The sequence below is a fragment of the Bacillota bacterium genome (genome assembly GCA_012842395.1).
In the GTDB taxonomy this organism is placed as follows: domain Bacteria; phylum Bacillota; class SHA-98; order UBA4971; family UBA4971; genus UBA6256.
This window is the reverse complement of record DUSX01000029.1, coordinates 69,242-87,499: the sequence shown is the minus strand read 5'-3', so window position 1 is coordinate 87,499 and position 18,258 is coordinate 69,242. Positions and strand designations below refer to the sequence as shown.

At 59.4% G+C, this 18,258-nt stretch carries 21 protein-coding genes and 2 tRNA genes; 7 read left to right on the top strand and 16 right to left on the bottom strand.

Annotated features, from left to right (window positions below; all coding sequences use genetic code 11):
• Positions 1-62: 62 nt before the first annotated feature.
• From GX515_08660 to GX515_08640, 5 genes are all read left to right on the top strand, one after another.
• Positions 63-398: an MBL fold metallo-hydrolase gene (locus GX515_08660; protein ID HHY33065.1), complete on the top strand. Its 336-nt coding sequence runs from the start codon at positions 63-65 to the stop codon at positions 396-398.
• A 68-nt stretch (positions 399-466) separates the two neighbouring features.
• The gene (locus GX515_08655; GenBank protein ID HHY33064.1) at positions 467-877 is read left to right on the top strand and encodes an iron-sulfur cluster assembly scaffold protein; all 411 of its coding nucleotides are present in this window, start codon (positions 467-469) and stop codon (positions 875-877) included.
• A gap of 355 nt (positions 878-1,232) precedes the next feature.
• Positions 1,233-1,739, top strand: coding sequence for a MarR family transcriptional regulator (locus GX515_08650; protein ID HHY33063.1), 507 nt, complete (start codon positions 1,233-1,235; stop codon positions 1,737-1,739).
• Entirely contained in the window at positions 1,723-2,523 is an 801-nt protein-coding gene (locus tag GX515_08645) for an ATP-binding cassette domain-containing protein (protein HHY33062.1), read from the top strand. The genes GX515_08650 and GX515_08645 overlap by 17 nt, the downstream gene beginning before the upstream one ends.
• Before the next feature lie 70 nt (positions 2,524-2,593).
• Entirely contained in the window at positions 2,594-3,328 is a 735-nt protein-coding gene (locus GX515_08640; protein HHY33061.1) for an ABC transporter permease, read from the top strand.
• Positions 3,329-3,983: 655 nt separating this feature from the next.
• Here GX515_08640 and GX515_08635 read toward each other — a convergent pair.
• The 8 genes from GX515_08635 to GX515_08600 form a co-directional block, all read right to left on the bottom strand.
• Positions 3,984-4,568, bottom strand: coding sequence for a hypothetical protein (locus GX515_08635; protein HHY33060.1), 585 nt, complete (start codon positions 4,566-4,568; stop codon positions 3,984-3,986).
• Positions 4,477-4,806, bottom strand: a complete 330-nt coding sequence (locus GX515_08630; protein HHY33059.1) for a ferredoxin family protein — start codon at positions 4,804-4,806, stop codon at positions 4,477-4,479. Before GX515_08630 ends, GX515_08635 begins: the two co-directional genes overlap by 92 nt.
• A gap of 99 nt (positions 4,807-4,905) precedes the next feature.
• The gene (locus GX515_08625) at positions 4,906-5,139 is read right to left on the bottom strand and encodes a thioredoxin family protein (protein HHY33058.1); all 234 of its coding nucleotides are present in this window, start codon (positions 5,137-5,139) and stop codon (positions 4,906-4,908) included.
• Between the two features lie 107 nt (positions 5,140-5,246).
• Positions 5,247-6,425, bottom strand: a complete 1,179-nt coding sequence (locus tag GX515_08620; GenBank protein HHY33057.1) for a permease — start codon at positions 6,423-6,425, stop codon at positions 5,247-5,249.
• A 7-nt stretch (positions 6,426-6,432) separates the two neighbouring features.
• On the bottom strand, positions 6,433-6,780 hold the full coding sequence (locus GX515_08615; GenBank protein HHY33056.1) for a winged helix-turn-helix transcriptional regulator: 348 nt from the start codon (positions 6,778-6,780) through the stop codon (positions 6,433-6,435).
• 113 nt (positions 6,781-6,893) lie between these two features.
• Positions 6,894-8,015, bottom strand: a complete 1,122-nt coding sequence (gene arsB, locus GX515_08610; protein HHY33055.1) for an ACR3 family arsenite efflux transporter — start codon at positions 8,013-8,015, stop codon at positions 6,894-6,896.
• A 97-nt stretch (positions 8,016-8,112) separates the two neighbouring features.
• Positions 8,113-8,475 (bottom strand): helix-turn-helix transcriptional regulator, encoded by a 363-nt coding sequence (locus GX515_08605; GenBank protein HHY33054.1) that lies wholly within the window; start codon positions 8,473-8,475, stop codon positions 8,113-8,115.
• Positions 8,476-8,671: 196 nt separating this feature from the next.
• Complete coding sequence (locus GX515_08600; GenBank protein ID HHY33053.1) at positions 8,672-8,944, bottom strand: hypothetical protein; 273 nt, start codon at positions 8,942-8,944, stop codon at positions 8,672-8,674.
• A 150-nt stretch (positions 8,945-9,094) separates the two neighbouring features.
• Between GX515_08600 and GX515_08595 the strand changes: the two genes are divergently transcribed.
• Together GX515_08595 and GX515_08590 are read left to right on the top strand one after the other, a co-directional pair.
• Positions 9,095-9,712: a hypothetical protein gene (locus tag GX515_08595; GenBank protein ID HHY33052.1), complete on the top strand. Its 618-nt coding sequence runs from the start codon at positions 9,095-9,097 to the stop codon at positions 9,710-9,712.
• Between the two features lie 71 nt (positions 9,713-9,783).
• Positions 9,784-10,839 carry a hypothetical protein gene (locus GX515_08590; GenBank protein ID HHY33051.1) on the top strand — a complete coding sequence of 352 codons (1,056 nt, stop codon included), beginning with the start codon at positions 9,784-9,786 and terminating at the stop codon, positions 10,837-10,839.
• 632 nt (positions 10,840-11,471) lie between these two features.
• Here the strand turns inward: GX515_08590 and GX515_08585 are convergent.
• The 8 genes from GX515_08585 to GX515_08550 form a co-directional block, all read right to left on the bottom strand.
• Positions 11,472-11,548: transfer RNA gene (locus GX515_08585), tRNA-Arg, on the bottom strand.
• A gap of 71 nt (positions 11,549-11,619) precedes the next feature.
• Positions 11,620-11,714: transfer RNA gene (locus tag GX515_08580), tRNA-Ser, on the bottom strand.
• A 223-nt stretch (positions 11,715-11,937) separates the two neighbouring features.
• Complete coding sequence (locus GX515_08575; GenBank protein HHY33050.1) at positions 11,938-13,095, bottom strand: succinylglutamate desuccinylase; 1,158 nt, start codon at positions 13,093-13,095, stop codon at positions 11,938-11,940.
• A 24-nt stretch (positions 13,096-13,119) separates the two neighbouring features.
• Positions 13,120-13,272 carry a hypothetical protein gene (locus tag GX515_08570; protein HHY33049.1) on the bottom strand — a complete coding sequence of 51 codons (153 nt, stop codon included), beginning with the start codon at positions 13,270-13,272 and terminating at the stop codon, positions 13,120-13,122.
• Between the two features lie 55 nt (positions 13,273-13,327).
• Positions 13,328-14,614 carry a C4-dicarboxylate ABC transporter gene (locus GX515_08565; GenBank protein ID HHY33048.1) on the bottom strand — a complete coding sequence of 429 codons (1,287 nt, stop codon included), beginning with the start codon at positions 14,612-14,614 and terminating at the stop codon, positions 13,328-13,330.
• A gap of 85 nt (positions 14,615-14,699) precedes the next feature.
• Positions 14,700-15,383: a hypothetical protein gene (locus GX515_08560; protein HHY33047.1), complete on the bottom strand. Its 684-nt coding sequence runs from the start codon at positions 15,381-15,383 to the stop codon at positions 14,700-14,702.
• 57 nt (positions 15,384-15,440) lie between these two features.
• The gene (locus GX515_08555) at positions 15,441-16,289 is read right to left on the bottom strand and encodes a hypothetical protein (protein HHY33046.1); all 849 of its coding nucleotides are present in this window, start codon (positions 16,287-16,289) and stop codon (positions 15,441-15,443) included.
• A 183-nt stretch (positions 16,290-16,472) separates the two neighbouring features.
• A complete protein-coding gene (locus GX515_08550) occupies positions 16,473-18,140 on the bottom strand; it encodes a dipeptidase (GenBank protein HHY33045.1) in 1,668 nt (555 codons plus the stop codon).
• Positions 18,141-18,258 lie beyond the last annotated feature (118 nt).

Here is an 18,258-nt window from a genome sequence, read left to right as displayed (position 1 = left end):
TCGGAACCACTGAGTTCGAGGATGTGCCTCGTGGGTTCCTGGTTCAACGGGGCGAAGAGCTCGTGACTGATTTGCTCCCAGACGACCAATCCTTGGGCATTAGGACCTCCAAGGGCCTTGTCATCGTGTTGGGATGCGGTCACGCCGGCGTCGTTAATACCATTAAGCGCATTCAGAAGGTCTCCGGGATGGAAAAGGTGCACGCCGTCATCGGCGGAACGCATCTCGAGAAAGCCACCATGAGCCGGATCCATCTTACGATCCAGGCTCTCATCGAACTCGGAGCAGAGAAGGTGATCCCCCTTCATTGCACAGGGTTTGCAGCATGTGCTGAAATGGCGCGCCAACTAGGACAAAAGTTCGCGCTGGGGAGCGTCGGCGCATCTTTCGTCTTCTGATTGTTATTCCCGCGTCTCTGCATTGGAGAACTACATTCGGAATCTAAAAGGCAGGGGCATTTTACAATATGTTTTACAGCGAGAAGGTATTGGACCATTCCCTTAATCCCAGAAACGTGGGCGAGATCCCGGACGCGGATGGGGTTGGGACCATTGGCGACCCGAGGTGTGGTGATTATCTCAAGATGTCCATCAAGGTCAAAGATGGGAGACTGGTGGACGTCAAGTTCAAGCTGTGTGGGTGCCCCGCAGCCATCGGGACGAGCAGCGTAACCACCGAGCTTGCCATCGGCAAGACCCTCGAGGAAGCGTACCAGATCTGCGACGATGACATAATCCGAGCGCTTGGCGGTCTCCCAGACCAGAAAATCCACTGTTCTGTGCTAGGGCCTGCGGCTCTTCGCCTGGCCATTCTCGATTACATCTCGAAGGCTAAGAAGCGCGCGTCCGCAAGTCAGGATCAGCACTCCGCGAGCTAGGGCCCGCGGTTCGAGGGCCATGCCGATACCGCGGTCCCTATGACCCCCTATGCCTCCCGGTTGGCTTCGCCTGCCCGCCGGATCGGATCGCCGGCCCCTGCTTGGCGTATCCCTTGCCATGCCGCCTTGGGCATGGAACCTCCTTAGGGAGCCCTGCTCTAGCCCCCCACGCCACCCCACCCGCAGAGGCGTGACCAAGCTCCCCGCGCGTCGACTCGCCGGGGAGGGCGGTGTTCATCTAAGACTTCATGGCGCAGAAGACGATCTCGAGTTCTGCGCTCTCTATTGACTTTATGGTTAAAATACTTTATAGTCAAACTGTTGTTCCCGAACGCGTACCAGGAGGGTAAATGGTGTGGAGAAGACACCTAGGCAAAACCGCGACGCCCCCGACACCCACGGCGACAGCGACTCCTCAGCGCGCGAAGCCGCGCATGCCTTGTGGGACCTGTGGCGCCTATGGAAGAGGCATTCCCGGTCGGTTCACAAAGGTGACCGCACTTTCGAGCAGCACTTCCTTTTGAGAAGGGTCGCGAGAAGGGGCTCTATCACCGTCTCCGAGCTCGCGTCCGAATTGGGCATCACTCCTGGGGCCGCGACCGTTGCGACCAGAAGGCTCGAGAAGGCCGGCCTCCTCAGCAAGGAAAGAAGCGAGGTCGACCAGCGCGTCGTCACGCTGAGGCTCACGCCCGCCGGAAAAGCTTGCCTGGATGAGCTGGATTCGATCAGGCTCAACGTGCTTGTTTCTCTCCTCGAACCCCTCGACCCCGACGAGAGAATGACGCTCGCGAGGCTAGTACAGAAGGTTGCCCACGGTCAACTCGAGGAAAGCGAGACGACAACACATGAGGAAAATGATTGAGGTATTTGACCTGGTCAGGAGCTTCGGCCCCCATAAGGCGGTGGATGGCATAACCTTTGACGTGGACCCAGGCGAAGTGTTCGGCCTGGTGGGGCCAAACGGCGCCGGGAAAACCACGACGATAAGGATGCTCACCACCCTTCTCAGGCCGACGCAAGGCCGAGGCGTGATCGGTGGCTATGACATAGTCCGCCAGGCCAGGGAGGTCCGGCGTCTCATCGGGTATGTCCCGCAGATGCTCTCGGTCGACGGCTCGCTTACTGGTTACGAGAACCTGCTCTTCTTCGCGCGGCTTTACGATGTGCCGTCCGGGGAGTGCCACGAGCGGATTCGGCACATGCTCGCCTTGTTGGACCTCGACCATGCCGCGGACTCCCTCGTCAGGACGTATTCAGGTGGGATGATCAGGAGGCTCGAGATCGGGCAGGCGATGCTCCACCGCCCGAGAGTGCTCTTCCTGGATGAGCCCACGGTAGGGCTCGATCCCATGGCTCGCCGCAGCGTTTGGGACCACATCAAGAATCTCCGCACGACCTACAACACCACGATCCTTGTCACAACCCACTACATGGACGAAGTGGAAAGCGTGTGTGACAGGCTTGCCATCATGCATCTGGGAAAGATCTCAGCCGTTGGGACCCCGGAAGAGCTGAAGAGACAAGTGGGCAGGGACAACGCCACCCTTGAGGACGCTTTCGCGTATTTCACAGGGTCGACTATGGAGACAGGGGGGACCCTGCGTGACACCCTTAGAGTCAGAAGAACAGCGCGAAGATTGGGGTAAGGGGACCGAGCTCTCCTGGGCCAAACGCTTCCTGCGAGAGCTCTCCGCAATCATCGCGAAATCCTACACCATGGCGGAGATGGAAGTCCGCAAGTTGAGACACGACCCTACCGAGCTCATGACCAGGGCCGTGCAACCCATTCTGTGGCTCGCCATCTTCGGCCAGGCGATGAGCAGGGTGCGCGCCATCCCGACGGGAGGGTTCACTTACCTGCAGTTCATGACCCCCGGCATCCTTGCCCAGTCGGTGGTGTTCATCGCCATTTTCTACGGGCTATCGATCATATGGGAACGGGACATGGGAGTTCTTCAGAAGTTCCTCGCCACGCCGACTCCTCGCGAGGCGCTGGTGCTCGGGAAGATGATCTCGGCAGGCATAAGAGGGATCAGCCAAGCGATCATAGTGCTCGTCGTGGCGGCCGTCCTGCGCGTTCGTCTCCGCGTGACCGTTCCAGGCGTGCTCGGGGTGCTCGTCGTCATCATGCTGGGAGCTGGCTTTTTCGCCGGCCTATCCATGATCATCGCCTCCATCGTGAAGACCCGAGAAAGGTTCATGGGAATAGGCCAGGTTATAACTATGCTGCTTTTCTTCGCATCCAACGCGCTCTACCCGATCACCATCATGCCGGCGTGGCTCCGGGTCGTGTCTGTGGCCAATCCCTTGAGCTACATCGTCGACGCTCTTCGAAGCTTCCTGGTGACTGGCGACCTCGCGCGAGTGCCTCTTGACCTCGGCGTCCTGGTGCTCGCGGGCTTAGTCGTGACCTTCGTGAGCGCGTTCATGTATCCGCGGGTGGTGGCATGAAGCGCGAGGCCACACTTCGTCATTCTATCTTATCTTTGTCCTGCCGAAATGGCGCGGCGACCCATGGGCGCCCAGGAAGCAGGGCCTAGCCTGCAAGCCTGCTAGCCTCCTGGCGCACGATATCATGCGGCGAGGCCCGTTTCCGTGTCTGCGGGCCGCCCGGAGCACCTATGGGGGCGACCGCCGCGGGCACAGGGGAAGCCCGCGCAACGGTCCCCGGGTCGCGGTGCCATTTCGGCATCGCCTGCGTTGCTGCTCAACGGATCCGCGGCCGAAAGACGTCTCCGCCAGCGCCGTCTGGTTCAGCGGTTAGTGGGATCCGTAGCGTTCTCCTCTTCATCCAGATCGATGATCCGGATGTCGCAGCACTTGCTGTGCCTCGAGGAAGGTTTCTGAGGTGACTTGCTGGCACTGCAGCAGCCGGATGCCCTGGCAGCTGATGATCCGCTTGTCGACCCTTTTTGGCTCTTCGAGCCCTCGTGTTTCGACCCCTGTCTGAATATCCCCCCAAGGATTCCTTTGTTGTTTAATGTCTCTGCGCTCAAACGTGACACCTCCCTATGTTTCCTAAGGCGCTTGACTCGCCCGCTATCATCTGCCTAAGAACCGCCGGCAACTCAACGGGACGCAAGCAAGAGTCCGTCGAGTACCGGAGTCAGAGAAGCCAGTTGAACAGGTACCCGGCTATCGTCGCCGCTGAGAAGATGGTGATCACGAAGGCGATCACGAGCCGCCTTCGGAAGATCGAGTTCAGCAGCAGCACCTCGGGAATGCTGGCGCCTGCACCGCCCAGAATGAGGGCCACTACGGTGCCAAGGCTCATCCCCTTGTCGATGAGCACCGAGCTTATGGGTATTATGGTCTCCGCGCGGATGTAGAGCGGCACTCCGATGGCCGCCGCTATGGGAACGGCCAACGGATTCTTTCCGCCCGCCAATCGGACAACAAGCTCCCGAGGGACCCAGCCGTAGATGAATGAACCGACTGCCGCACCCAGAATGAGATATGGCAGGACCTGTCGAAAGAGGCCTACAGCCTGCGTGAAGGCAGACCCGAGTTTCCGTCTGATGAGTTCGGCGCGGGTTGCCGCCTCCTCGCGTGCTACCGACGCGTGCTTGCCCCCCAGAACTCTGACTCGCTTGACCTCCTTAACCAGCCCCAGGCGCTCCCATAGCGCGCCGGTGAAGGCGGCTGTCACGAGGGAAAAGGCGCCATACAGCGTCGTGGCTTTGATTCCGATATTGCTTCAGTACTGACAGGGGTGGGAACATTATGGCCTCCCCCGGGCACTGCAGGGCACACGAGCTGCAGCCCACGATGCAGTTGAACGGGTTCTTGACTACTGGCATCCCCCTCTCCTCGTCCCACTCGTAAGTCCCGTGTGAGCAGAACTCGTAACATGTCCTGCAGCCTGTGCACTTCTCAACATCAATCGTGGGATACCAGGGGATCTGTTCGCGCGGCACTCTGTAACCCAATTCAAGGTTCCTCCTCCCTCGCGCTTTGCCCCAGATGTCCAGCGACACCGGGACACCCTGGCCCCGTCGCCCGGTGCGACGGGGCCACCGAACTGTGCGCTACTTGCTGAACCATTCTCTGATCTGTGATTCTGTGGGAATCTTCCCCTCGATCTTTTTCTCACCGTCCACGAACACGGCCGGGGTCATCATCACCCCTCGCTCGATGATCTCGTCAATGTCGGTCACATGGACGATATCAGCCTCGATCCCAAGCTTCTTTATGGTTTCGGCGATCATCTCCTCGGTTCTACGACATTTGGGGCAACCTGTTCCGAGTATCTCTACCTTCACGACTGTCCCTCCTTTCACGCCTTCGCGTCATGTGCACGCGATCCGGAGCCTGCACGCGTCTCGGCCCACGGCTTGAGCATTCGAATCCCTGCCGCCTGCGCAGTGACCTATGCGACGATGGCTCCAAAGATCATCCCGCTTATCGTTGCCATGACGACCACCAACGACACATAGGCAATCGTCTTCTTCGGACCAAGAACGCTGTTGATCACGATCATGCTCGGAAGGCTAAGCGCCGGTCCGGCAAGGAGGAGGGCCAATGCCGGCCCCTGGCCCATCCCGGACCCGAGAAGCCCCTGGAGTATCGGGATCTCGGTCAGCGTCGCGAAGTACATGAAGGCCCCTACCACAGAAGCGACAAAGTTCGCGAGGAGCGAGTTCCCGCCGACGAGCGCCGCCACGTAGTGCGACGGGATGAGCCCGCTATCGACGCCCGGCCGCCCCATCAGGAGCCCCGCGACCATGACTCCTCCGAAGAGGAGCGGCATGATCTTCTTCGCGAAATCCCAGGTTGAGTCCTCCCAGGCCGCGAGCTCCTCGCGCCTGAACCAAGCCTTGAGCATGTATCCAAGGTAGGCGAGAAGCGCCACGACCAGGTACCACTTGATCCTGAAGACGTCGCTCCAGAACCCTACGGGCTCGGCAGGCTTGCCCCACGCGGCGAACACCAAGATGAGGACAAGCGTCGCGAAGTACGCAATCGTCTGTCCCAGGCTGCGCTCGCCTTTCTCAGCCGCCTGTGCCGTCGCCGATGCGAAGCTCTTCTGCCGGTTCGTCTCCTCGCCCCTGAAGAGAGCCGCCATCGCAAGCCCTATTACCACGGAGAAGAGCACCGCACCGATGGCCCTGGCAAGCCCGATCTGCCACCCCAGGACCCGCGCGGTCAATATGATTGCGAGCACGTTGATGGCCGGCCCTGAATACAGGAACGCCGTGGCTGGGCCAAGGCCCGCGCCGCGCTTGTATATCCCCATGAAAAGCGGCAGCACCGTGCAGGAGCACACAGCGAGTATCGCCCCGGACACCGAGGCCACCGCGTACGCAAGCCACTGCTTCGCGCCCCGCCCGAGATATCTCATCACAGACCGCTGCGAAAGGAAATTCCGCATCGCTCCGGCGATAAAGAACGCCGGGACCAGGCAAAACAGCACGTGCTGCCTGGCGTACTCTTGCAACATGTGGAACGCTTCAAGTATCGCTGTCTGCACGCGCGGATTGCCGAGTGGCGCAAAGTATGCGAGGAGAAACACCCCGGCTATTACCGCAAACGCCTTCAGTTCCTTCACGGAGCATTCACTCCTTTTTCCGCAACGCACCGGCGCAGGCCAAGACGCACTCTCCGTCGTCAGCCATCTGGTCGATGCACCTCATGAACTGGTACACACACTGCGCTCTGAGACCATATACCACGTTGAGCCCTTCTTTTCTCGAGCTGACCACCCCTGCCGCCTTGAGCACGGCGAGGTGCTTGGAGATCGTGGACTGGTCGAAACCCAACCGGTCAACGAGGGCGCACACGCACTTCTCCCCCTCGGTAGCCAGGATTTCGACTATCCGCGCCCGGGTCTCGTGGCCCAGCGCCTTGAACACCGCCACTCGTCTTCTGATGATCTCATCATAAGCCACTTGCGGCACCTCCATGGCTATATTGCCATATAGCCATGGCAAAGTCAATAGAATCCTGCGCGGACGTCTTGCACTCGCGCAGGTTAACGTGGCGCCCGGACCAGGTGACGAACCGTTCCGCGTTTCACTCATGTCGATGGCTGCCCTTGCGGTCCCAGCCCAGGCTTTCCCGGCACCGTCTTCGGAGCGGGAAACCAGTGTTTGGTCCTGTTCGCGATGGCGACGAGGCTGAGCATGATCGGCACCTCTTCGAGCACTCCGACCACGGTCGCAAGCGCCGCCCCTGACTTCAGACCGAATAGAGAGATCGCCACAGCCACTGCGAGCTCGAAGAAGTTGCTTGCGCCGATCATGGCCGCTGGAGGCGCCACCGTCCTGTCCACCTTCCACACTTTGCACCACGCATAGCCTATCATGAAGATGAGATAGGTCTGGATCGTGAGCGGAACCGCTATCAGAAGTATGTGGATGGGATTGCTCAGGATTATCCCGCCCTGGAAGGAGAACAGGATTATGAGCGTAAGCAGGAGGCCTATTATGGTGAATGGCTTCAGCTTCGGAAGGAACTGCGACTCGAACCATGCGATGCCCCTCGTTCTTATGAGGCGCACTCGGGTGTAGTAGCCGAAAGCAAGCGGTATGACGACGTACAGGAACACCGACAGGAGCACAGTGTCGTACGGCACCACGAGCTTCGTGAGCCCGAGCTGGAACATGACGATGGGAGCGTAGAGGACGAGCAACACGAGATCATTGATCGCCACCTGAACGAGAGTGTGCGCGGCGTTGCCGCCCGAGAGATAGCTCCAGACGAACACCATTGCGGTACATGGCGCGGCTCCGAGGAGGATGGCCCCGGCCACGTACTGCCGCGCAAGTTCAGGGTCTATCAACGGCTTGAAAAGTACCCTCAGGAAGAGCGAAGCCAGCAGGAACATCGTGAAAGGCTTGATGAGCCAGTTGACAACCAGCGTCACTATCAGGCCTTTGGGTTCCTTGCCCACCCTGACGATGCTCCCGAAGTCTATCTGCACCATCATAGGGTATATCATGAACCAGATCAGAATGGCGACCGGGATGGAGACATGGGCGTACTCCCACCTGCTCAGGAGCGCGGGAACGCCCGGGAACACCGAACCAACCAGGATCCCAACCACGATGCAAATGGCCACCCAGACCGTCAAGTACTTCTCGAAGAACCCTAACCCTTGTGCCCTGCCTGGCCTGCTCTGTACAGCTTCCTTAGCCATGGCTACACCTTCGCCTCCTCCACCCCTGCACTTCCGCACGCGACCTCATTCAGGATTCGGCTTGCGCTGCCTCACATTCGCATAAAGGCGTCCGCAGCTATTTGCACCGTCGCGGCGCCTTGGGATTTGTCTCAATCTCCCTTACCTTGTCCGCAAGCGCCTCCATCCCCGGGGTCTCATCTATGGGCGCATTGAGAATGCCCTCGAGCGCTCGCCAGCACTCCCTAAGCCGCTCGGCGTTCGCTTCGTAGAATACCCACTGGCCCTCCCGCGAATCGTTCACAAGGCCAGCGTCTTTGAGAGTGGCAAGATGATGGGAGATTGCAGGCTGCGTGATCCCGAAGATCTCCTCGAGCTCGCACACACAAAAAGTCCTTCCGCACAACACCTTGAAAATCTTGAACCTCGTATCCTGCCCGAGGGCTTGCAATACTCTGACCGTCTCGTCAATCGGCCCCATGACATCACCTTCGCTAATATCTGCATATCGACATATCTTTATTGCTATGGCCATCTTACTCCCGGCTAGGTCTTTCGTCAACCCCCCAGACACCCGGCCGGTGGCGTGGCCCCCTCCGCCGCAAGAGAAACTCAACCACCCCAAGGGCAGAGCCCTACCGCCAAGCATCGCGCGTCGAGGAATCACCGCCGCCGGTTCATGCTCGAATGAGCCCAAGTCTCGTCAGAACGCGCGCAAGGCGGTCTTCCACGACCGGAACCATGGCGATCTCGCGGTAGCAGAGCTCCCCGAGCAGAATGAGAATGAGGGCAACTCCGTACGTTGCGACACCTCCCAGGAGAGAGGTTGCGACAGCGGCGACGGTGCCCGGAGCACACCTGAATAGTCCTTGATGAAGACCTCTCGCGACGGCGCGGAGCCCGAGCGACGGCCAGTAAAAGAAGTTGCGGACCTTTCGCCCCACTATCATGGATGGTACCGTCCAGCAGACAAGGAAACCGGCGTGGTCGCGGCGAAGTAAGCCACGGCGCCACGCCACAGAGCGTCTGAAACGGGCGGGCGCTGCCTCGCGCTGATTGGCGAAATGGTCTAGTCCCGGGCGGGAGGGAGGAGCTGGCTGGTGAGCAAAGTCGAATCCGTCTTTGTCGTTCTCCTCATCGGGCCGGTGGCACCCATCGCCTTGTTCCTGTGCGGATGGTGGGCTAGCCTCGGCATCGTCCCGGAGAAGCTCGTCTTCATGCTGGTCTTCGTGGGATTCGGAACCGGGGTCGCCATCGACATCGCCTTTCTCAAGAGATGGGTGCGGACGGCATATTCGTGGAATGAGAAGCTCTTGCTTGCCGTTTTCCTGTTCTATTCGGTGTGCGTCTTTGGTTTCTTCATGGGCGTTCCCGTCTTCAACCTTGCGGTTGGAGTCGCCGCGGGCCTCTTCTGGGGAAGGAGACTCCTCCACCTTGGCGTCGACGAAAAGAAGGCAGCCCACGACGCTCTCAGGGTCGCCCGAGCGTCAGCGTGGGCTATCACTCTGGTCTCATTCGCCTCCGGCTACTTCGCGACGAGAGATGTCGCAGATACGGCACGGAATCTCCAGGGGATGCTGGGCCTGCCATTCACGCCGACTGACCGCATGGTTGTCGCGCTCATCGTCACCGGGGGCCCGGCCCTTATCGTTGCTCAACATTGGTTGACGAAAAAGTCGGTTCTCTGGGCATATCGGCTCGGCCGAGCTGCCTCGTGAAAGACGCGCCGCCTATGCGCTGCTCAAGTCGTTTCTCGAATTCACCGTCGAAGAAAGGAAGGAGAATCGACATGTGCGCACAGCGAGATCCCATGAGGAGGATTTGCAGGGGAGAATTCACGAGGGTATTCCTTGTCCTTACCGTAGTCTTGAGCGCCCTGCTTTTTGCTCCGACGTCCTATGCGGAGTACTCCACTGGCCCGCGCCAAACCGGAGAAGAGGTTCTACTGGAACTCCTGGTGTGTCCGACGAGATTCATGGTCAGGGTAGCCAGTAACGGCTGTACGGACAAGAATTCCTTCAAGATCGACGTGAAGAAGGAAGCGGGGTTATCCCCGAAAGTACCACACTACCTCTTGACGATCGTTCGGGTCCGACCTGATGAATGTAAGGCGATAGTAGATGACGGAGTCCTACTTCTATTTGACCTGGCAAGAGATGTCGGATTGACAGGCGATTTCACCTATTCCATCACCAACCCGGTATATTCGTTGTCCCGGGTCCAACCTTCAGAGAACTCTTTACTCTCCATTATCGAAAGACACTTCACTCTGGAACCTCCCAAATCCAGAGGGGCAGAGCCGGAGCCGTTTGCTGAATTCTCAATGGATCATGGCTATTTTACGTGCTACCTCCCGACCCGTTGGAAGCTGGAGCGGGACCCAGAAGGCGATGAGAAAGCCGGTATTTTCGAGGTCCGACTGACGGTGTCGGAGAAGGCCAAGCCGGAAGACGGCGAGAGCTACTTCTTTCCCGACCCCCTTATCTACGTGGGATACTACAGGAAGGACAATCAGCAAAACAAGACCTATGAAAGTTTCATCAAGGACTATGAGGAACTGCTCTTGAGAAGAGAGGGCAGCGACCGATCGCGGTACGAGAAGCCGAAGGAAATCGAATTTGGTGGCAGAGAAGCCACAGAAATCACCTACGAAGTCTACCAGGAAGTACCGCGTGGGCCGCTGGTCACGATCAAATATCGGCTAAAGGCCAGGTTCATCGTGGTGAAGGGCGACGAAGGTTTCTATGTGCTTGCCTATAAGAGCCCACAAGAATTCTACGACGAGTATTCACATGTTTTTGAAGAGGTGGTCGAGACATTCGAGATAGGCGGAACGAATTCATGAGCGACCCATTTGAGTATGGCGCCATAGGTTTTCGTCTCCTTTCTTGGCGACGTTAGGGTTGCCGGTGTTGCCCTCCGCGGATGGCGCGCTTGCGGCACGCCTCGTTCGAATTCCGCGCGGGAGACATCCGAATTCTCCACGCCCCATCGTGCAAGCACCGGCAACCCTGGGCAGGACCGCCCCGCCGAAAGGTAGCGCGAACTTTTGGCGACATACTTGGCCATTTGGCCATTACTGGAGCGTCTCCTACAGTGCCCGTGAAACCTGGCACGCCCGCCTTCTTTGATGCTTCACGCCAGGTTCCCGTGGGCGCTTACAAGCAGCCAGCGAGAAACGGCGAAGTCGAGGTGTCTGTTTGCCTCTCGGAAAACTCCCGAGAGCCGGTGGGTAACCGGCGGGCAACCTGCGGTCAACCTGCAAATCGACTGCCGACCGGCCCGCGCGGATGACAAAGCCCCGGAGCAACCCGCCCCGGGGCTTTCGCTCTCCAGGTACCTAGCCAGTACGTTTGCCTGTCCAGCCCACGCTGGCGCCTAGCTGGGCTTTCGTCTAGTGACAGGTCGGTTTTCACCCGGTTTTCACCTTGAGTAACCTCGACCTGTAAGGTTTTGGCATCGCATCGCCGAAATAGCTGGCGCGCCCGGAGGGACTCGAACCCACGACCCTCTGATCCGAAGTCAGATGCTCTGATCCACTGAGCTACGGGCGCGCGACTCTTATGTGCATACGCGACTAGCTATGTGAACAGACGGCCCGTAGGCCGCCGTTGTCATCGAAAAATGGCGGAGAGAGGGGGATTCGAACCCCCGCACGGTTTGTTCAACCGTCTAAAGGTTTAGCAAACCTTCCCCTTCAGCCAGCTTGGGTATCTCTCCGCGCGAAATCGATTATTCCGTTGCGGTGCCATCCGCAAGCCTCGCCTCTGGCTTCGCGGCGGCCGTGCCATGTCTCGCGGGGCTACCCTCCGCGTGACTGGCGTCGGCACTGTCATTGTAGCACACTTGCAAGGCGAGGGCAAGACCCGTAGACCCGCGCGCCTCGCGCTCCCCTGACACGCATGTCAACCAACCGAGCTCGTCACCCGCGCCGCTCAGCCGGTCACTCAAGTATGACGCTATCGGGGTCCACCGCCGCCGGGTTGAGCAGATAGTGGCCCACATCATTCTCCATGAGGTCCTCGTATCCAGGTGACTCGATGACGATCTCCCTATCCGGATTCTCGCTAGACCACTCGGAGCAAAGCGCCTGTACGGTTGTGAGGTGGCGCCCGACGCGCATCTTCATTGGCTTGCCGGATTCGTCGTAGTCCGTGAAGAGCAGCCCCCGCTTTCCCGCTATCAAGAGAAAATCGTCTTTGCCGTCGATTATCAAACTTTCAGTCTTCGGGCCCGTAGGCTGGTCAAGGAACGGCCCTGACGCCTCAAGCAGGAACGGATACGCGGAGGAGTGATCCGCGATCTCTCTGTGGGTCAACCCATGATAGTTCTGCGGAGACGGCTCCGTGTGGATGTCAAAAAACTCGGAGCTGATGTTGATGCATGCCATGGTCGCGATGGTGATGTCCTTTGTGGGAGCGACTATGCAGTTGGTCACGGGGTAGAGGAGTTCCGCTTCGTGCAGGTCTATCACTATGTCCACTTTCTCCTGCTCGATGAGACGCATCGCCGCGTACGACGTCTTCTCAGTAAGCGTGCCGTTCGCCCTCCCCGGCCAAGTCCGGTTCACGTTCCTTATCTCAACGTAGGAGAGTAGCTGGCCGCTGGGGTAGTGCACGTAGACGTCGGGATCAGGCCACTGGTCCAGCGGGTTGGTGACGCGGTCGCCCATCTGGAACGTCCGTTCCCCCCAATCAGTCTTGATGTGGAAATACAGCGGGTAGCCGGACGAAGGCTGAGTCCCCGTGGACCCGCTACGATTAATATGAGGGATCACTATTAGCTTGCCCGCATCCACCTTAGCGTTTTCCACGAGCAGGACGGCGGCCACTATGCCTGAAGACTCGTTCGGGTGACTCCCTCCAAGCACTAGCACGGTGCCTCCCGGCTTTGAGCCCTCCAGGATGAATACGTTGGTGTCGTTAATGGTCCCCTTGAGCGGCGCGAAGTAGTCGCTGAGCTTGGCAACCCTGGTCACACCCGGGCCTTTCACGATGGTTTCCTTGAAGTGCCTGTGAGCGTAAAGCTCGGACCCACCGCCCACGAGCACGATGAGAGCAAGGGCGACGATGATGAGCTTCCCTATGAAGTGCCTGGACATCGGATTCCCTCCTCGCGGTCTGCGTTACTTGATGCGAAGTATCCGGAGGACCAACGGAAGCGCCACGATAGCGTAGAGGGCGGCTTCCTCTAGGTTCTTGGTTTTCATGAAATTCCAGATCACGAGGATAAGCATGTAGCCGACAAGAGCGTAGTACAAGAGAGTTATGACCGACACCCGGTGTCACCTCCAAAATCTAGCGCCGTCAGTATCCTGGAAGTCCCCCCGCCAGTCATAGGGCAAGAAAGCCCAGAGCTTTGCTGAAGACAACCATCAGGGTCCCCACGGCCGCCGTCGCGACCCAGGGAAGCCAGGACGTCTTCATGAACGTCGCGTATGAGCCCTTATACCCGACCGTCTGGAACACCAACCTCGCGATGATGGCCGTCGGCGGAAGGGCGTCGCCGAGGAACCAAAGGAGCGACAGCCCCGAGAGAGCGATCACGGGGTCCATACCGATGGCGTTAAACGTCCAGATGAGCGGGATCCCGAGGACCGCAGCGCCGCCGAACGTGAGGATTCCTTCGGAAACGGGGATTATTATGGGTAGCAAGCAATAGATGAGCACCATCGGCATGCAGATGACCGCCAGGGAGAGAAGCCCCCTCACCCCTGTTGCTGTCATTATCTGGATCAGCGTGCCCACAACAGTGCACGTGGCGAGGAGCGGCAGGAGCTGGTGCATCGTGCTCCTGGAAAGCTCGACCACGTTGATTCTCTTCGGGCTCACGAGGAGCGCCACCACAGCCGAGATGCTGAAGATCAAGGGGAGTCCCAGGATAGGCATTGAATGTGGCCATATTCTGGAAGCCGCAATAAGCCCGAACAGGACCACGAACGGGATTATGACCCTGGCAGGCGTCATTCCCTTCGGGACTTCTGGGAGCTCGGTCACGGTGGATTCCGACGACGTTTCGGATCGTCTGAGCCCGAGAGTGAACACGGTAAACACGCCGAGGACAAGCACAGAGAGGCCAAGCGGAACCTCAAACCCTACATACGGAATGGCCGTGCCAGCGCAGGTCATCATAGCCCACACGTTCACGGGAGGCGCAACCGCAGACAAGCCGGCCAGGAAGAACACTATGGCTGCAACGCGTTCCGGCGAGATGCCCATGAAACTGAGCGCGGACGCAACGGTCCCTCCTACCACAAGCACGGACACGCTCCCGGCCCCGGTGAGAGCCCCTGGGATGAGCATGATGAACATGATCAGCACGAGCGCCAGCGGACGGTTGTTCCGGAACCTTCTGACTATCGCCCTGACCGCGTAGTCCACCGCCCCTGCTTCCTTCATTATGTTCATGAAAACGGTCGCTGTGAAAAAGATAAGGCAGAGGTCCAGATATGTTATGGACCCCTCGGCTATGTGGCGGGCAGGAAACCATATGCCGCCCGCGAACGCGCCCGCAACCGCGGCAAGGAAGATGCTCAGCTCCACCGAGAGCTTGGCGGCGGCTTTGGCAATGACGTACGTCGCGACCATTACGAGAAGCACAATGACGACCTTTGCGAGCATCCCGATTCTCCTTTCTTGCGGTCCTCGCGCGAAGAGGCAAAGGCACAGACGAACGAAGCATCAAGCGTCTGGCCAGCGTCGGGGCTTATTTCTTGATCCCGAACACCTGCGCCATAAGGTCTGCCATCTCTGTCGTGTTCTTGGCGACCGAGAGCGGTATGCCGTTCTCCTTTGCTATGTTCGTGAACCTGTCATCGAAGTTGCTGGCGCTCATGACCATGAGGTAATCGACGTATGGAGCCACCGCGTCTATGATCTCTTCTTGCTCGCTGCCTTTCCGGCCCCGCCCGGACTTTCCTTCCACGTGCATTCCGATGAGGAGGATGCCCTTGCTCTTGCAGTAGTTGATTATCTTCTTAAGCCGTGCGACCTCTCCGGCGACGTCAAGTCCCGAGGCGCCCATTCCCTTCAGGCTCGCGCCCATCACGAGGATGACGGTCTTGTAAGGGGCGCCGCTCGCATACTTGCCTTGCTGGTGGGATTCAACGTGCACACCGGGTCCGGGTTTCATGCCCCCGAGGCCAACCCCGGCGGCGATCTCCTTCTCGGTAGGGACGTCAGCCCAGTCGTACGGCAGCTTGATCTTGTCCGCAAGCGCGTTGGCCACGTAGATGCCCGTGCTCTGTCCGGCCGAGACGATTAAGAGAGGCAGCTTGGCGGATGGAATCTCCTGAGCGAGGCATGCCCCCACGCTACCGGCAACTAGCGTTACCAAGACCGCAAACACTAGCACCTTAGCACCATGTTCGGACAGAATACACCGTGTCATTTCAGAATCACAGCCTCCTTAGATTCGGGTAAGCACAATTCGCCCCAGTAGGGCAGGCTAGCAGTCGCACGCCGTTCCGAACACCACGAGGTCCTCGCCCGTGGCGCACCACACATCCCCACGCCTGCTTTCGAGGTAGTCCAGGAAACCGATGAACGCCTGCCACCAAGGGTTCCCGGGGTCGGGCTTCGTGACTGAGGCAGGATGCCATTCGATCACTAGAGCCTTGCCCGTGGCAATGCAGTCATCGAGAACCCTGCACAGAAGGCCTAAGTACTCCTTGGAATTCATCCTCTTCGACGCGGGCACGTCGCAGAGAATGCCACTCGCGCCATCGGGATAGAGCGCCCTGGTAACACCGAATACGCCGAAGCCGTGTTTGGGCGGGAAATAGAGGATGCTATCGAACTCGCCGGGCGCCGAGCCCACGCTCGCCATGAAGTACATGAATCCGAGCTCATCGGCTACGTCCACGCTCGCGTCGTTCCACGTAAAACTCGTTGCCCTGAACCCCTTCGGACGTTTTCCAGTGCAGGCGGTGACCGCGCCGGCGATGGGCTGGGCGAGGCTCAGCTGTTCCTCGTATGAGAGCTTCGAGATGTCCGCATCGACCTTCACGCCGACTTCATAGCCCTTCCCGGCGATCTCCTTCAGATACGCCTGCCACTCGGGCGTGAGGTCCGACCGGCTCACCCATAATGTGGCCCTCAACCCACGTCTCACAAGCTCATCCATCATCGCCCTCACGGGGCCCAGCTCCTCGCCGTCGCTCACCTGGATATTCACGATGGGTTCCGCGGCCGCTGCCGCTGTTGCTACGGGTGCAGCGACAGGCGAATCAAGGAGGCACAGGCCCAATGCAACCACCACTGCCACCGTCGCGGAAACGAGATTCCGGGAATTCACCCCATCTCCCTCCCCTTGTCGCGTGCTTCCTCGTCGAACGTAGGCGCTACGGGATGCGCGTCGCGCCTCCCCAGGACGGCGAGACGCCCGTTGCCAAGAGGAAAAGGGCCCCGGCCCGCTCCTGCGTGAAGTCACTGCCAAACCGGGGCCCGCTCATGCCCAACCACACGGGCTCGACCCGGGCTACTGCTTGTACCAGTCGCCCGTATCGAACTTGATCATCATCCTCACCCACTCTTCAGGAAGGGTCGGAGTGGTGATCTTGCCGTTTTCCGTGATCGTGAGCGCATTGTACTTGCACATGAGCTTGTCGAGGAGCGCCCAATAGGCGTCGCGCGCGGCCTCGACGTTCCGGTTGCAGTAGTCGGTCAGGAACTCCACTGCAAGAGCGGGATCTTGCTGATACAGCTGAAGGGCGGCAGCGTCTATGGCCGCCTGGGTCTTGAGCGCGAACCCCTCGTATTGATCGCGAACCGCCTGGATGTCCTTGCTGATATACGAGTACTTAAGGTCCGCGTACGTGCTCACCGTTGATACCGCCCACCAATACGAAGTGCGGGTGAGCGTGTGGTGGTCCCCGGCCTCGGTGTTCAGAGAGCTGGAGATCTTGGTGACGCTGTTATAGAACGGCACGTACGTGCTGGCGTCCGGGTCCGCCGGGGCGTACCAGAGCACTCCACCGATCTCATCGGGGAGGTATGCCCGTGACTGCGTTATTATGCTGTACTCGCACCCGGGTATCGCGATCATACGCTGGAACGCGTACCGTTCCCCGTCGATGGGCGGGATCGTGCCCTTCCTGCGAGGATCGCCCCACGGCCCGGCCATGATGCCCTTTGTGGCATCGTAGGGCGTACCCTCATAATGGTCGCGGTTGATCGCGGCGATGTCGGCTATGGAGAGCTTCTTGTCCACAGGAACGGAGAAAGGCAGATTCTCCTCGTTGAGGGTGCTCGCGAGAGACGGGGCTGCCAGGCAGAAGATGCGCCAGACGCGCCTCGCGCACGTGGCATAGCGAGTAGCGTTGCAGAAGTGCTTCCTCCAGCTGAACGGCTCCCCGCTCGACGGATCGTACCAGCCCTTCTCGATAGCGAACTCCTTTATGCCCGGGCCGTACATGAAGTTCTCGGAGTCGTCCCAATCGATGACGTCGATGACCGCGTTGTTGCAGCACGACGCTATGTGACCATCCGGGACCCTCTCCGCTACCCAGTAGGCGCCGGGGTCACCGCACCCAGGCTCCCAGAGCGGGCCGGGGCCGGAGATCTCGAACAACCACACCTCGTGAGGATCCGACACGGCAAGGGCTTCACCGTTGTCCTTGTAGCCGTACTTCACCGCAAGGTCACCCATGACGCGGATGGCCTCCCGTGCGGTAGCTGCCCGCTCCATCGCGAACATCGAGAGGTTCGTGATGTCCAAGATGCCGTTGCTGTTCTTGGACTCAGGCCGGTTGCTGGTCGTGGTCTCGCTGATGCCGACCTGCTTTTCATTGATCATCCCGAAGATGCCTTTGATGTAGCCGTACGTGTGTTTCACCTGAGGTATGAAAACACCCGTGGATTTCATCGCGTCGTGTATCTGGTACCCGCCCGTGAACTGCGGGAGGAACGGCACCTCGACCGTCGCGCCCTCAGGCCAGTCCTTCGCCGGAACCTTCTCGATCTCGAATGTGCACATGCCGCAGTCCGCGGTCTGGGTTACCGAAGCGGAACCGTCCACAGACGCCCCTGGCGTAACCAGTATCGTGGTGCATGCAAGCGCGCCGACAGAAAACAGACAGATGGCAACGGCAACAACCGAGGATGTCACCCACATTCTCGAGCGCGCGAACCAGCCGGATTTCGCCATGTTATGCCACCTCCAACCCACTGGAAGGGTCATACGTTCGTGACGCGCGGGCCCTTGACTTGCCCGCGGCACACCCTCTCTCCGTGTGTTCTACATCCCTGCGAGCGGCCCGGGCGAC

Excerpts from the sequence above, each read along its gene's own strand:
- GX515_08655 (HHY33064.1), top strand. The coding sequence starts at position 467 with ATGTTTTACAGCGAGAAGGTATTGGACCATTCCCTTAATCCCAGAAAC.
- GX515_08645 (HHY33062.1), top strand. The coding sequence starts at position 1,723 with ATGAGGAAAATGATTGAGGTATTTGACCTGGTCAGGAGCTTCGGCCCC.
- GX515_08640 (HHY33061.1), top strand. The coding sequence starts at position 2,594 with ATGGCGGAGATGGAAGTCCGCAAGTTGAGACACGACCCTACCGAGCTC.
- GX515_08615 (HHY33056.1), bottom strand. The coding sequence starts at position 6,780 with ATGGAGGTGCCGCAAGTGGCTTATGATGAGATCATCAGAAGACGAGTG.
- arsB (HHY33055.1), bottom strand. The coding sequence starts at position 8,015 with ATGGCTAAGGAAGCTGTACAGAGCAGGCCAGGCAGGGCACAAGGGTTA.
- GX515_08605 (HHY33054.1), bottom strand. The coding sequence starts at position 8,475 with ATGGGGCCGATTGACGAGACGGTCAGAGTATTGCAAGCCCTCGGGCAG.
- GX515_08600 (HHY33053.1), bottom strand. The coding sequence starts at position 8,944 with ATGATAGTGGGGCGAAAGGTCCGCAACTTCTTTTACTGGCCGTCGCTC.
- GX515_08590 (HHY33051.1), top strand. The coding sequence starts at position 9,784 with ATGTGCGCACAGCGAGATCCCATGAGGAGGATTTGCAGGGGAGAATTC.
- GX515_08575 (HHY33050.1), bottom strand. The coding sequence starts at position 13,095 with ATGTCCAGGCACTTCATAGGGAAGCTCATCATCGTCGCCCTTGCTCTC.
- GX515_08565 (HHY33048.1), bottom strand. The coding sequence starts at position 14,614 with ATGCTCGCAAAGGTCGTCATTGTGCTTCTCGTAATGGTCGCGACGTAC.
- GX515_08560 (HHY33047.1), bottom strand. The coding sequence starts at position 15,383 with ATGACACGGTGTATTCTGTCCGAACATGGTGCTAAGGTGCTAGTGTTT.
- GX515_08550 (HHY33045.1), bottom strand. The coding sequence starts at position 18,140 with ATGGCGAAATCCGGCTGGTTCGCGCGCTCGAGAATGTGGGTGACATCC.